Raw genomic sequence first — 13,175 nt, 5'->3', positions numbered from 1 at the left:
GGTGCACGCGGGCGCGACACCCACGAAAACCCTAACCCGCGACGACCCCTGCGAGCCCGAGGTTCTCACGCAGTGTCCGACCCGGATACTCGGTCCGGTACACGCCGAGGTCTTGAAGCTCGGGAATCACGTCGTCGACGAAGCGGTCGAGGCCGCCCGGAGTGACGTGTGGAACGAGGATGAAGCCGTCACTCGCGTCGGCCTGCACGAAGCGGTTGATCTCGTCGGCGACGGTGCGCGCCGAACCGACGAACGCCTGACGCCCCGTGACCTCGATGATCAGCTCACGCGTCGTGAGCTTCTTCGACTCGGCCAACGCGCGCCAGCGGGCTGCGACGTCGCGTGGGTCCTCGTGGATGCGGACACTGGCTCGCCCCTTCGCGACTGTGTTCTCACCGGGCAGCGGGTCGATGCTCGGCAGCGGGCCGTCGGGATCGTGGTCGTGGAGGTCTCGATTCCAGAGTTGCTCGAGGAACTTGATCGCGGTCTGTCCGCTGACCTGCGCGAGTCTGATCTCGTGCGCGAGTTCGGCGGCGTCGGCATCGGTGTCTCCGACGACGAACGTCGCGGCGGGCAGGATCAGCAGATCCTCCGGTGTCCGCCCGTGTGCGGCGAGACGTCCCTTGACGTCGGCGTAGAACGCCTTGCCGTCGTCGAGCGTCGAGTGTCGCGAGAAGATCGCGTCGGCGCGCGCGGCGGCGAACTCCCGACCCTCGTCCGAATCGCCCGCCTGGAAGATGACCGGCCTGCCCTGCGGGCTGCGCGGCACCCCGAACGTGCCGCTGATGTCGAACTGCGAGTCGAGGTGCGCGAACTGTCCGGCGTGTGGCCTGCGCAGGAATTCGCCGGCGGACCGATCGGCGACGATGTCGTCGCGTTGCCACGAATCCCACAGTTCCACAGCGGTTTCGAGGAACTGCCGAGCCCGCACGTAGCGCTGATCTGCGGGAAGATATCCGCCGCGGCGGAAGTTCTCGCCGGTGAACGCATCCCACGATGTCACGACGTTCCAGGCGGCGCGACCGTCGGAGAGGTGGTCGAGCGACGCGAATTGCCTTGCCACCTCAACGGGTTCGTTGAACGTCGAGTTGATCGTCCCGGCGAGTCCGAGGTGTTCGGTGACGGCCGCGAGTGCGGCGAGAATCGTGAAGGTATCGGGTCTTCCGACGACGTCGAGGTCGTAGATCTTGCCGTTCTGCTCGCGCAGCCGGAGCCCCTCCGCGAGGAAGAGGAAGTCGAACAATCCGCGCTCTGCGGTCTGCGCGAAGCGCGTGAACGACGAGAACTCGATGTGGCTCCCGGCGGCGGGATCACTCCAGACCGTCGTGTTGTTGACGCCGGGGAAGTGCGCCGCGAGGTGTACCTGCTTGGTCATCGGACACCGCCTGACACGGTCGCACGTGAGTATCGATTGACGGGATGGCGCAGACCCAAGGTCTCCCGAAGGGTCTGTGCTCCTGAGGTTTTCGCTTCCGAGTCGACGACCAGACCGCGTCGACGCAGCTCGGGCGCGAGGTCGTCGGCGACGCGGCGTAGGTCGTGCCCGATCGCGGCCGGGTGTAGCCGGACACCCTGTACCGCACCTGCACGCTCCTCGATGAGGTCGGCCAATCCTGCTGCGGTACCGACGAATTCCTGTGTGCCGTCGTCGAAGTGAGTGCCGAGCCAGTCGTCGTACTGCGCTCGACGACCAGCCGCCGACGCCTGCGTGTCGTCGAGGTAGACGACGAGGTCGTCGTAAAGTCGTAGGTCTTCTCGGCGATCGCTGTCCGACGCTGCGAGCACCTCGTCGAGCGTCGCACGGTCATCTGGACTCGCGAAGAACCCGATATCGGCGCTGCCACTGAGCAATTCGAGTGACGCGGGATCGCCTGCCGAGACCGTCGTCGCGATGATCGGCTGGCCCTGTGGGGGTCGTGGTGTGATCGACGGACCGCGCACGGAGAAGAACTCGCCCTCGAAGTCGATGTAGTGCAATCGATCCCGGTCGATGAAGCGACCGGTCGCGACGTCGCGGATCTCGGCGTCGTCCTCCCACGAATCCCACAGTCGGCCGATCACCTCCGCGTACTCGGCAGCTTCTCGGTGCAGCGCAGCGCGATCCAACGCCACCTCGACGTCGCGACGCCCGAACAGTGAGACGTTCTCGGGTCGGTCGTCGACGGCCAGCACGACTCCCGCACGTCCACCGCTGACGTAGTCGAGCGTGGCGATCGCCTTCGATGTGTGGAACGGCTCCGTGTGCGTCACGGTCACGGTGGGCAGGAGTCCGATTCGCGAGGTGAGCGGTGCGATACGTGCCGCGATCAGCACGGTGTCGAGCCTTCCGTTGACGAGGTCGGTACGCACCGGCGGCGCGCCGGCCGACGACTCGCCGGGCAGTAGCGGTCGGGCCTCGAATCCGTCGTCGAGCGTGACGAGATCGGCTCCCGCGCGTTCGGCGGTGACGATCGCGTCGCGCCAGTAGCTCGCGCTGAACAGTGCGTCCGGTCTGGCCTCCGGGTCTCGCCAGGCGGCCGGGTGTCGACCGGCGCCACGCAGTCCGATGGCCAACGACAGCGTTGAATCACTCACGACTCGTCTCAACGGTCGGCCCGCTCGAGCCTCTTCCCGACCGCGACCAAAAGATCAGCGTGAGCGCAACCGTTCTCTCGATCGTCATATGGGTGCTTACTGGGACATTGCGGACTGGGAACAGAGCTGCCGAAATTCGAGCTGCGGGAGTGACGATGAGCTGGTTGTCCAAGGTGGGCGGGTTGTCGCAGATGGTCGAGACGCACCACCAGATGTTGTTGCGCGGAGCCGCTGGCCTGACGCCCGAATCGTCGGCGGCGTGCTACCCGGGATTCGGCGACGTCGACGCCGGCGTCAGCACACAGACCGCTCACACCAACCCCCAGCGCGTCCGCCGATGACAGCGAAAGGCGCTGCGCCGCTGCCACTCTCAGTCCTCGACCTTGCGCCGGTCAGTGAGGGGTCGACACCCGCAGAGGCGGTGCGGCGCAGCATCGCGCTGGCGCGCGCGGCCGAGGAGTGGGGCTATCGACGCTTCTGGCTCGCCGAGCACCACTTCGTCTCGGTCGGCTCGTCGTCGACCGCCACGCTGATAGCCCTGGTCGCTGCCGCGACCGAGTCGATTCGGGTCGGTAGTGCGGCAGTGCAACTCGGGCATCACACCGCGGCGTCGGTCGTCGAGGCGTTCGGCACCATCGACGCCGTGTTTCCCGGTCGCCTCGACCTCGGGCTCGGGCGGTCGGGGCAGAAGCGCACCGAAGCGCTCGCCGCCGCGGCGTCGGCGCCCAAGGGCCCGAAGGGTCCGCCACCCGCGACCGAACCCGAACGCGTCGTCGACGGCCTGCTCCTACCCGAACCGTTCTTCCTCGCGAGCATTCTGTCGTCACCGCTCATCGGCGCCACCGCGGCGGCACTGGAGTTCGAGGGGGCCGCGCAACCCGACTTCGCCGACGCCGTCTCCGACATCCTCGCGCTGCTCGACGGCGGTCTGCGCGTCGGCGACGTCGAATTGCACGCTGTCCCAGGCGAACACGCCGACCTCGAGGTCTGGGTGTTCGGTAGCAGTAAGGGGCAGAGCGCGCAGGTCGCGGGCGCAGAGGGTCTGCCGTTCGTCGCGAACTATCACGTCAGTCCCGCAACGGTTCTCGAGGCGGTCGAGGCCTACCGGGCCAACTTCCGTCCGTCGGCCCGACTGCGCGAGCCGTACGTGGTGGTGTCCGCAGACGTCGTCGTTGCCGACAATGATTCGACTGCAACACATCTCGCGTCGACCTACGGTCACTGGGTGCACGACATAAGGACCGGTCGGGGAGCGCAACCCTACCTCGATCCCGAGAACGCCGCGCCGCTGACCGATGAGCAACGCGCCGTTGTCGACGACCGAATCCGCACGCAGTTCGTCGGCTCGCCGTCGACCGTCGCCGAGCAACTCGACACGCTGGCACGCGTGACCGGCGCCGACGAGCTCGTGATCACCAGCGTCACACACGATTTCGACGACCGGCTTCGTTCCCATCAGCTCCTGGCAGCAGAATGGGGGCTCACCGACTCACGTCGATGAACCCCCATCCGGTGCGAACCTAGTTGACGGTCACCATCTCGTAGTCGCCCAGCTTGCTCGAGAGCACGCCGAGGTGCTCGTCGGCGTCGCCGAGCGTGCGAGAGATCGCGGTGAGGCGTGCAACGTAATGTCCCACAGGGTATTCCGCTGTCATGCCGATGCCGCCGTGCATCTGGATCGCCTCCTGGCCCACCTTGCGTGCCGAGCGGCAGATCTGCAGCTTCGTGCGGCTGTAGACCGACGGGTCGTCGACCTCGTCGTTGAGAGACGCCGTCGCGTACAAGCTCATGCTGCGTGCCAGCTCGAGCGCGACGTAGACGTCCGACGCGCGCTGCGTCAGCGTCTGGAAGGTCTTGAGCGGCACCCCGAACTGCTTGCGCGACTTGAGGTATTCGGTCGTCAGTTCCATCGCGCGTTCCATCGCACCGACAGCCTCGGCGCACTGAGCCGTCTGCGCGAAGATGTCCGCGTAGGCGATCGCGTCGGACTGATCGCCGTCGGCCAGTTCGATCGCCGGGGCGTTGGTGAAGCTCACCCGGGCGGCACGGCGATCGTCGTAGGTGCGGAAACCGTCGACGGTCACACCCGACGCGTCGGCGTCGACGATGAACAGTCCGATGGTTCCGTCGGTGCGGCGGGCGCTGACGACGAACTTCTGTGCCACGTCACCCGCGAGGACGGGGTACTTCACTCCATCGAGAGTGACGCCGTCGCTTGCGCCGGTCGCCGTGGTGGTGACTGCCGCTGCGGGCCAACGATCTTCGGGTTCTGCGTGTGCGTATCCGAGCAGCAGCCGCCCCTCCGATACCTCTGTCAGCAGACTGGTACGGCGGTCGCCGGATGCGACCTTGTCGATGACGACGCCCGGCAACAACGCGCCGTACAGCAGTGGCTCGGGTGCGAGGCTGCGACCAACCTCGCCCATCAGCGCGCTGACCTCGACCGGCCCTGCGCCGGTGCCGCCTGCGTCCTCGCTGAACGGCAGTCCGAGGATGCCGATCTCGGCAAGCGATTCCCAAATCGACGTCGACCAGCCCGTGTCGGTCTCCGACACGGCGCGGATCTTCTCGATGTCATAACTCTTGAACACGCTGCGGACGGTGTCGCGCAGCAGTGACTGCTCTTCGGTGAGCTCGAAATCCATTGTGTTACTCCAAGTGTGGTTGTCGGGCTACAGGCCGAGGATCGACGACGAGATGATGCTGCGCTGGACCTCCGACGAACCGCCGTAGATGGTCACCTTGCGGTAGTTGAGGTATTCGGGCACCGCGAGCTGCGCCCACTCCGGAGTTCCGACGCCCGGCGCGTCAACGGCCAATCCGCGCGCGCCCGCAACATCTGCGAGCAACTCGGTTGCCGACTGCTGCAGCTCACTGCCACGCAGCTTGACCAGTGACGACACCGGATTCGGCTTGCCGTCGGCAGAGCCTGCGACGACGCGCAGCTGGGTGACCTCCAGCGCGAGCAGTTCGGTTTCGAGTTCGGCGAGGCGCGCGGCGAACAGCGGGTCGTCGATCAAGGTGCCGGTCGCGGTCTTCGTTGCGGCGGCGAGCTTCTTGGCCTCGGCGAGCTTGGTCTTGGTCCAGCCGACGCGTGCGATACCGGTGCGCTCGTTGCCGAGCAGGAACTTGGCGTAGGTCCAGCCGGCGTTCTCCTCGCCGACGAGATTCTCGACAGGCACCTTGACGTCGTTGAAGAAGACCTCGTTGACCTCGACGCTGCCGTCGATGAGCTTGATCGGACGCATCTCGATGCCCGGGGTGTCGAGATCGATGAGCAGGAAGCTGATACCCGCCTGCTTCTTGACGTCGGGGTCGGTGCGCACGAGGCAGAAGATCCAGTCGGCGTACTGTCCGAGCGTGGTCCAGGTCTTCTGGCCGTTGACGATGTAGTGGTCGCCGTCGCGGACGGCGCGGGTCTTGAGTGACGCGAGGTCGGAGCCGGCCTCGGGCTCGGAGAAGCCCTGGCACCACCAGATGTCGAGGTTGGCGGTCTTCGGGAGGAATCGTTCCTTGATCTCCTGTGAACCGAACGTCGCGATGACCGGTCCGACCATGTTGACGTTGAACGTCAGAGGATCGGGCACGAAGTTCAGGCTGAGTTGATCGTGGTAGATGTTGCGCTGGATCGGCGTCCAATCGCGGCCACCCCACTCGCTCGGCCAGCCGGGTGTGGCCAAGCCCTCGGCATTGAGGATGCGCTGGGTGGTGACGATGTCGTCGGGCAGGTTCAGCGTGCCTGCGGCAGCACGCTGACGGATCTCCTCGGGGATCTTCGTCGTGAAGAAGCTCTGGAGTTCTTCGCGGAACTTCTGTTCATCTGAATCGAACTTCAAGTGCATGTAACCAGTCTTACCCTGTGGCACCTGTACTGCGAAAGTGCGGCCCCGCGAGATTCCTCCAGATCGTGATCTCGGCCACGCTGTCGCTGCATTCTGAGTCCTCATCGTAGTGAGGCGGGTCCGTGGCGTTGGGTCAGTGACGACGCCTCAGGCGCGAACGCGATTGTCTCTGGTTCGCGTCCATGCGGTGACGAGTGCGCCGAACACGGTGACGGCGAGGACATAGGCGACGTAGCAGACGACGGTCTCCTGCAGACCGATGTGCGACACCACGAGTCCCGCGATCACCGCGGGAACGCTGAAGGCGATGTAGCTCGTGATGAAGACTGCCGAGAACACCTGCCCGCGCTGATGTGACGGGGTTTGGCTGCTCAGGTTGTCGAGTGCCCCGAGGAACGTAGCCGCGAAACCGGAACCCGCGATGATCGACCCGACGATGTAGAGCGGAAGCATCGACGTGAGGACGCCCGCCAGAGAGATGATCGCGCCGCCGGCGAGTGCGGGATAGCCGTAAGCGAGTTTGGTACTGGCGTCCCAGGTGGTGATCGCCAGCGAGGTGACTGCGCCGGAGGCGAAGAATACGAACAGAACTGCGCCTGCTGCTCCGTGATTGGCGATGCCGAACACACGCGCCACCACCGATGAACCAAGCGAGAGGTAGAGGCCTCCCATCGACCAGGTCGCCACGAAGGCCGGGATTGCGGTGACGAACAGCTTCCGCAAAGCCGACGGCACGGACGCCTGCGGCGCGAGCGTTCGCCACAGATGGCGGCGGGAATCGAAGCCGACGCGTTCCGACGTCTCCGGGATGATCAGAAGTGCGACAAGCAAAATCGCGAACACCGCCAGCGTCACCTCGTAGACGAGGAATCGCGGCGCGGGTGCGTACTGGACCAGCACGCCTGCAACGACGACGCCTGCCGCCAGTCCGAGTGTGGGTCCCGCGCCGGTGATCGCCGAGCCCAGTCGCTCCGACGGCTGCATGTCGACGACCGTGGCGGTCAGCGTGCCGATCGCCGCTCCCGTCGCGAGTCCCTGTAGGGCCCGTGCGGCGATCAGGAGTCCGACGCTGTCGGCCACGACGAACAACACCATGCTGCCGATGAGCAGCACGAGCGCGACCGCGAGGACCGGGCGTCGGCCGATGTGATCCGACAGCGAGCCGACGGTGAGCAGGCTGACCAGCATGGTTGCGACATAGATCGCGAACACCACGGTCAGGGTGAACGGCGAGAATCCCCATAACTGCTGGTAGACGGGGTAAAGGGGGGAGGGGGCTGCCGACGCGAACAGCACCGTGATCATGGTTGCGGTGACGATCCAGAAAGCGCGGTGCGGGTGCAGCGGCCGCGCGCCGCGGCGGCGTCGAGCGGTGTTCTCCAACGTTGCGGTCACGACCGTGTCTCCTAAGGCAAAGCTGATTGCATTAAGGCCAATGTATGCGGTCGCTGTTCTAAAAGCAATGGGATTTGCAATAATGGTGACATGGCTGGAACGTCGCAGGCAACGGAGAGATCGTCGATGGAAAGCGCAGCGTCGAAGACCGTTCCATCAACGGCCCCATCGCACGGCAAGCGTCCCGGTGGCCGGAGCGCTCGCGTGCAGAGTGCGGTCTTCACGGCTGTCGGTCAGCTCGTAGGAAGCGGAGAGCGGGAGACGATGACCATCCCGCAGGTCGCCGAGCTGGCGGGAGTGAATCCCACAAGCATTTATCGACGCTGGGGGACCATCGGCGATCTACTCGAGGAGGTCGCGGTCGCCGCGCTGACGCAGGGCGAGGAACTGCCCGATCACGGCACATTCACCGACGACCTCGCCGACTGGTCGCGGATCATCGCCGCCGACATCAGCCGTCCGAAACGTCGTGCGTATCTGCGGGCGATGACGTCGGCTCGCGACGGCATTGTCGAGGTGTGTCCCTGCTGGGAGATCCGGCGGGAGCAGGCGACGGAGATGATCGACCGCGCCACCGCGCGCGGCGAGAGCGCACCCAGCGTGCCGCAGGTGCTCAACCACATCATCGCCCCGCTCTATCACCATGCGGTCTTCGCGCTGCCGATCGACGACGACTACGCCACCGACCTCGCCGCCGACGTCATGGCCATGGTTCGGTAGCGGTTCGGTGAGCTGGGGTGCGGTGAACTGTTGCGAACTGATTGTGTCCTGACGGCGGTCCGCTGCGGCTAGGCTTCGGGCCATGCAGCACGTACATGCCTTCCGCGACGATGCGCTGGGCGAACTCGACGGGGTAGGTGTCGGCGCGGCCATTGCCGCAGGCGAGATTTCGGCGGTTGAAGCGGTCGACGCGGCGCTCGACCGCATCGACGCGGTGAACTCGACGCTCAATGCGGTCGCCTTCGACGATCGTGAGCGCGCCCGCACACGCGCCGTCGAGGCCGATTTCGGTGCGGGGTCGTTCGCGGGGGTGCCCTCGATCGTCAAGAACAACACGGACTTTGCCGGGATTCCGACTCGTAACGGCTCTGCCGCTACTCCTGACACCCCCGCGTCGACCACCGAACCGCTCCTCGAACAGTTCGTCTCAACCGGTGTGAACATCGTCGGTGCGTCGACCTTGCCCGCCTTCGGGCTCACCGCGACAACGGAATTCGTCGACAGGCCGCCCACCCGCAATCCGTGGAACACCGAACTCTCCTGTGGCGCTTCGTCAGGAGGGTCGGCCGCCCTGGTCGCGGCAGGCGCGCTCCCGATCGCGCACGCGAACGACGGAGGCGGGTCGATCCGTATCCCCGCGGCCGCCTGCGGCCTGGTGGGTTTCAAGCCGAGTCGGGGACGGCTGCTGCTGACGGCGGAATCCGAGCAGATGCCGATCGACCTGATTGCCAACGGAATCGTGAGCCGCTCGGTGCGCGACACCGCACACTTCCTCGCCGATGCCGAAAAGTACCGGTCTGCAGCCGATCTGCCCGCCGTTGGTCTCGTGGCCGGCGAGAGTCGACGTCAGCTCCGCGTCGCGATGATGACCGAACCGATCACCGGAAGTTGCTCGACCGCGACACCGAGACCGCCGTCGCAGGCGTCGCCGAACTGCTCGAGTCGCTCGGGCACGGCGTCGAACATGTGCCGGTCCCCGTAGACAGGCGATACGTCGACGACTTCACCGAGTATTGGGCGCTGCTGGCCTTCTTCATCGACCACTTCGGAAAACGGTCCTACGGCAAGGGATTCGAGCGATCACAGCTCGATGCGTTCACGCGCGGACTGTCGCGGAAGTATCTGCGTCGCATGTGGCACACCCCCGCGATGATCCGCGCGCTCACACGCTCCACCGCGACGTTTCGGGAGATGTTCACGCGGTTCGACGTGGTGCTCTCGCCGACACTCGCGCACACCACTCCCGAGATCGGATACCTCGACCCCGCAGGCGATTTCGACGTCGTCTTCGAGCGGTTGATGCGATACGTCTCGTTCACGCCGATCAACAACACCTCCGGTACGCCCGGCATCAGCCTGCCGTTGGCGCAAACCGACGCCGGACTGCCACTGGGGGTCCACTTCTCCGCCGACGTCGGAGACGAGCGGACCCTCCTCGAGTTGGCATTCGAACTCGAAGCAGCGCAACCTTTTGCGCGGATCGATGCCTCGCGCTGATCGAGTAGCGACGAGCGAACGCAGTGAGCCCGACGCGTATCGAGATCCACAGTGCGCCCCACAGCTCCGTAGATCTGGTCGCTATATGCGACCAGATCTACGGAGTTGTTGACACGCATCCGGCAATGCGGGCGCTCAGTGCACGACGGTCTTCTCGGCGCCGACGCTGGTGCACCGGTCAGCCGTGACGTGCCACATTCCCGCGCGTCGACTGGTGCGGTCCCACGTTGACTGGGCACGCCTACGCGTCGACTGTGTCCGGCTCAGTCACCGATCCAGGTCACCACATCGTCAAGAGGTGCGCGGGTGGTGCGGAAGCCGTTGGCCGGGTGCGTGGTGTCAGCGAACCCGAAAGAGATGCCGCACAGGATCTTTCGATCGATGGGGATGGAAAAGTACTCGCGGAAGAACTCCGAGTGGTTCGCTACGGCCGCCTGGGCAATGGTGGCCACACCCAGGCTTTGTGCGACGGTCAGGAAAGTGGACACGTAGACGCCGGTATCGACCGCGCCGTACACACCGAGGGTCGCGTCGGTGGTGATCAACGCCAGATGTGGTGCGCCGAAGAAGCGGAAGTTCTCCAGGCCCTGTCGTGCCGATGCCGCGCGGTCACCACGTTCGATGCCCACCGCCTCATAGAGCTGCCAACCGCATTCGCGCCGACGGTCGCGGTAGACGCCGACGTAGTCGGTAGGTGGCGGGAAGTCGAAACCCGTTGCTGTGCCAGACTTTACATGGTCGACGAGTGCGGTGCGCATGTCGTCGGTGGCAGTTCCAGAGGTGACGATGACGTTCCACGGCTGGGTGTTGCACCATGAGGCGCTGCGTTGCGCGCCGGTCAGGATGCGTTCGATCGTGGCCCGCGGCACCTGGCGATCCTCGTACGCGCGACAACTGAACCGCTCCGAAAGCACCTCGTCGACGACGTCGGCGCGGTGCACGGACTCGATCGACGAACTCACTGCTCGCTCTGTGGGCGCAGCACGAACACCGGGATCTTCCGGTTGGTCTTGGCCTGATAGTCGTTATAGGCCGGCCAGATCGCGACGGCACGATCCCACCATTCGTCGCGCTCGTCGCCGGTGACGACCTCGGCCCGATAGGTCTTCGACGTCGGGCCGTCCTGCACCGTGACCTGCGGATCGGCCAACAAATTGCGGTACCACGCCGGGTGCGTCGGAGCGCCGCCCTTGGACGCCAGGGCCGCGTACTGCCCGTCGTGTTCGACGCGCATGACGGGCACCTTACGAATCTTGCCGCTGGTGGCACCGCGCATCGTCATCACGACGACAGGTACACCAGCGAGGGTGTTTCCCTCTGTGCCGCCCGAGGATTCGTACTTCGCGACTTGTTCTCGAACCATCTCCGACGGGCTGGGTTCGTAGGTGGACTGTTCGGTCATACGGTTTCTCTTTCCATGAACTCACGCAGCGCGGCCACCGCGTTCTCAATCACCATTGCGATACGTTCGGCGGCCACGTCCGGTGTGACATCGTTGGTGTGAACCACCAGGGAACTGTCGTCGTCGATGGCGATGACATCGACGACACCCACGTGTGAAGTCAACGAAGGGTTTCCGCCGACAATCCGGTACCGGAATCGGCGGATCGCGTCATCGCAGGAGAGTACCTCCTCCACCAGGGTGCCGCGGCCCTCGATGGTCACTGTCCTTGTGGTGCCGTCGAATTCGACGTTCTGCACGCCGGGGAACCACCAGCGGATCGCGGTGGGATCGGCGAACGCCGCCCACACGTCGGCGGCCGGCCGTCGGATGCACGCATGACTGCGCACTGCTGCCATGAATCCTCCAATCCGCTCCGATGTCAGACGAGCTGTGCCTGACGCAGGCGGTAGCGGATCGGCAGCGACGTCACGCCGCTGACGAAGGTCGACGCCAATCGTCCTGGCTCACCGGCGAGTTCGATGGATTCGGTGCGATCGAGCAACTGATTGAACAGCGCGGTCATCTCGAGCTTGGCCAGATGCTGGCCCAGGCACTGATGGACACCGAAGCCGAATCCGAGGTGGCGGTTGGGGGAGCGGTCGATCCGGAACTCGCGGGGGTTGTCGAATGCGGTCTCGTCGAAGTTTCCCGACGGGTAACACAGGAACACCGCTTCACCCTCGTGGATGGTAGTGCCAGCGACCTCGGTGTCGGCGGTAGCCGTGCGCATGAAGTGGTTGGCCGGTGAGCCCCAACGGATTCCCTCGTCGATGGCAGTGGGGAGTAGCGATCGGTCCTCACGCAGCCGTTCCAGCTGGTCGGGATGCTGCAGGAGGGCCAGGAGCAACTCACTGAGCGAGATCGCCGTGGTGTCGTGCCCGCCGATGGCGAGCAGGAAGAAGTAAGAGTTGCGGTCATGATCCGACAGCGGCTCACCATCGATCGTCGCGTTGCAGAGCAACGTAGCCAGGTCGTCGCGGGGGTCGGCACGACGGGCCGCGACGAGATTGTTGAAGTACTCGAAGGCGCCCTGCAGGGTGTTGCCCAGATCGATCTTCTTGCCCTTGTTGATCGACGGGTCGGCGGGTGAGAAGAACCGTTGGGTGATGTCGATCATCAAGTCCTCGTCCTCGGCGGGGACTCCGATGATCTTCATCAGCGCGCGGATCGTGTACTTGGCTGCGACATCTTCACCGAAGTCGTATTCAGTTCCCGCAGCGGACATGTCGTCGAGAAATGACGAGGCCAGTTCGTCGAGCGAGTCGGTCAGTGTCCGAAGGTTGGGCGGCATGAACCATTCCTGGGTGATCCGACGGTACTTGCGATGATCGGGCTCATCCATGTGCATCATCGAATGCATCGGTTGCGACGAGCCGGTGACCCGCCGGATGCTCTCCTCACGTTCGATGGTGCGCAGCACCGTGCGCGGCGCTGCGATCCATTGTTGTTGTGCACGTTCGATATTCATGATGTCCTGATAACGGCTGATGGTCCAGAACGGGTTGTGTCCGTCGGGTTGCGTCCACCGGACGGGCTCGTCGCGACGCAGTCGGCTGTAGAGGTCGTGGAAGATCTCTGGGTTGGAATACGTTGCCGCATCGGCGATGGCGTTATCGATTGCTTGACGATCGGTATCCTCGGACATGAGTGAACCTTTCTGAGTGACTGGTGAGTACTGGGCTGCGTAGTGGTTGGGCTGCTGA

General features: G+C 65.0%; 12 protein-coding genes and 1 pseudogene. 4 read left to right on the top strand and 9 right to left on the bottom strand.

Translation table 11 applies throughout. The features are described 5' to 3' along the window. Positions 1–31: 31 nt before the first annotated feature. Both A5788_RS18210 and A5788_RS18205 read right to left on the bottom strand, forming a co-directional pair. The gene (locus A5788_RS18210; RefSeq protein ID WP_064869096.1) at positions 32–1,375 is read right to left on the bottom strand and encodes an NtaA/DmoA family FMN-dependent monooxygenase; all 1,344 of its coding nucleotides are present in this window, start codon (positions 1,373–1,375) and stop codon (positions 32–34) included. Then, entirely contained in the window at positions 1,372–2,574 is a 1,203-nt protein-coding gene (locus A5788_RS18205) for an LLM class flavin-dependent oxidoreductase (RefSeq protein WP_064869099.1), read from the bottom strand. Before A5788_RS18205 ends, A5788_RS18210 begins: the two co-directional genes overlap by 4 nt. Before the next feature lie 155 nt (positions 2,575–2,729). On the opposite strand from A5788_RS18205, the gene A5788_RS18200 reads away from it, so the two are divergent. Further along, positions 2,730–2,915, top strand: coding sequence for a hypothetical protein (locus A5788_RS18200; protein ID WP_064869101.1), 186 nt, complete (start codon positions 2,730–2,732; stop codon positions 2,913–2,915). Further along, a complete protein-coding gene (locus A5788_RS18195; RefSeq protein ID WP_064869104.1) occupies positions 2,912–4,075 on the top strand; it encodes an LLM class flavin-dependent oxidoreductase in 1,164 nt (387 codons plus the stop codon). The genes A5788_RS18200 and A5788_RS18195 overlap by 4 nt, the downstream gene beginning before the upstream one ends. A 19-nt stretch (positions 4,076–4,094) precedes the next feature. Here the strand turns inward: A5788_RS18195 and A5788_RS18190 are convergent, their stop codons facing one another. From A5788_RS18190 to A5788_RS18180, 3 genes are all read right to left on the bottom strand, one after another. Further along, entirely contained in the window at positions 4,095–5,219 is a 1,125-nt protein-coding gene (locus A5788_RS18190; protein WP_064869107.1) for an acyl-CoA dehydrogenase family protein, read from the bottom strand. Positions 5,220–5,246: 27 nt separating this feature from the next. Continuing rightward, a complete protein-coding gene (locus A5788_RS18185) occupies positions 5,247–6,416 on the bottom strand; it encodes an acyl-CoA dehydrogenase family protein (RefSeq protein WP_064869110.1) in 1,170 nt (389 codons plus the stop codon). Positions 6,417–6,563: 147 nt separating this feature from the next. Then, positions 6,564–7,811: an MFS transporter gene (locus A5788_RS18180; RefSeq protein ID WP_231894130.1), complete on the bottom strand. Its 1,248-nt coding sequence runs from the start codon at positions 7,809–7,811 to the stop codon at positions 6,564–6,566. 126 nt (positions 7,812–7,937) lie between these two features. Between A5788_RS18180 and A5788_RS18175 the strand changes: the two genes are divergently transcribed. Then, on the top strand, positions 7,938–8,531 hold the full coding sequence (locus A5788_RS18175) for a TetR/AcrR family transcriptional regulator (RefSeq protein WP_064869113.1): 594 nt from the start codon (positions 7,938–7,940) through the stop codon (positions 8,529–8,531). Positions 8,532–8,613: 82 nt separating this feature from the next. Further along, positions 8,614–10,028: pseudogene (locus A5788_RS18170) on the top strand (amidase). Positions 10,029–10,291: 263 nt separating this feature from the next. On the opposite strand, the gene A5788_RS18165 reads toward A5788_RS18170, so the two are convergent. From A5788_RS18165 to A5788_RS18150, 4 genes are read right to left on the bottom strand one after another with little or no spacing between them, the layout of a single operon-like run. Beyond that, positions 10,292–10,990, bottom strand: a complete 699-nt coding sequence (locus tag A5788_RS18165) for a nitroreductase (RefSeq protein ID WP_064869116.1) — start codon at positions 10,988–10,990, stop codon at positions 10,292–10,294. Next, a complete protein-coding gene (locus A5788_RS18160; protein WP_064869120.1) occupies positions 10,987–11,430 on the bottom strand; it encodes a nitroreductase family deazaflavin-dependent oxidoreductase in 444 nt (147 codons plus the stop codon). Before A5788_RS18160 ends, A5788_RS18165 begins: the two co-directional genes overlap by 4 nt. Then, positions 11,427–11,828, bottom strand: coding sequence for an SRPBCC family protein (locus A5788_RS18155; RefSeq protein ID WP_064869123.1), 402 nt, complete (start codon positions 11,826–11,828; stop codon positions 11,427–11,429). Before A5788_RS18155 ends, A5788_RS18160 begins: the two co-directional genes overlap by 4 nt. A gap of 23 nt (positions 11,829–11,851) precedes the next feature. After that, the gene (locus A5788_RS18150) at positions 11,852–13,117 is read right to left on the bottom strand and encodes a cytochrome P450 (protein ID WP_064869126.1); all 1,266 of its coding nucleotides are present in this window, start codon (positions 13,115–13,117) and stop codon (positions 11,852–11,854) included. Between the last annotated feature and the right edge of the window lie 58 nt (positions 13,118–13,175).

The organism is Gordonia sp. 852002-50816_SCH5313054-c (genome assembly GCF_001665925.1).
Taxonomy (GTDB): Bacteria; Actinomycetota; Actinomycetes; order Mycobacteriales; family Mycobacteriaceae; genus Gordonia; species Gordonia jacobaea.
This window is presented reverse-complemented; position numbering and strand designations above follow the sequence as displayed.

Excerpts from the sequence above, each read along its gene's own strand:
- A5788_RS18210 (WP_064869096.1), bottom strand. The coding sequence starts at position 1,375 with ATGACCAAGCAGGTACACCTCGCGGCGCACTTCCCCGGCGTCAACAAC.
- A5788_RS18200 (WP_064869101.1), top strand. The coding sequence starts at position 2,730 with ATGAGCTGGTTGTCCAAGGTGGGCGGGTTGTCGCAGATGGTCGAGACG.
- A5788_RS18195 (WP_064869104.1), top strand. The coding sequence starts at position 2,912 with ATGACAGCGAAAGGCGCTGCGCCGCTGCCACTCTCAGTCCTCGACCTT.
- A5788_RS18190 (WP_064869107.1), bottom strand. The coding sequence starts at position 5,219 with ATGGATTTCGAGCTCACCGAAGAGCAGTCACTGCTGCGCGACACCGTC.
- A5788_RS18185 (WP_064869110.1), bottom strand. The coding sequence starts at position 6,416 with ATGCACTTGAAGTTCGATTCAGATGAACAGAAGTTCCGCGAAGAACTC.
- A5788_RS18175 (WP_064869113.1), top strand. The coding sequence starts at position 7,938 with ATGGAAAGCGCAGCGTCGAAGACCGTTCCATCAACGGCCCCATCGCAC.
- A5788_RS18160 (WP_064869120.1), bottom strand. The coding sequence starts at position 11,430 with ATGACCGAACAGTCCACCTACGAACCCAGCCCGTCGGAGATGGTTCGA.
- A5788_RS18155 (WP_064869123.1), bottom strand. The coding sequence starts at position 11,828 with ATGGCAGCAGTGCGCAGTCATGCGTGCATCCGACGGCCGGCCGCCGAC.
- A5788_RS18150 (WP_064869126.1), bottom strand. The coding sequence starts at position 13,117 with ATGTCCGAGGATACCGATCGTCAAGCAATCGATAACGCCATCGCCGAT.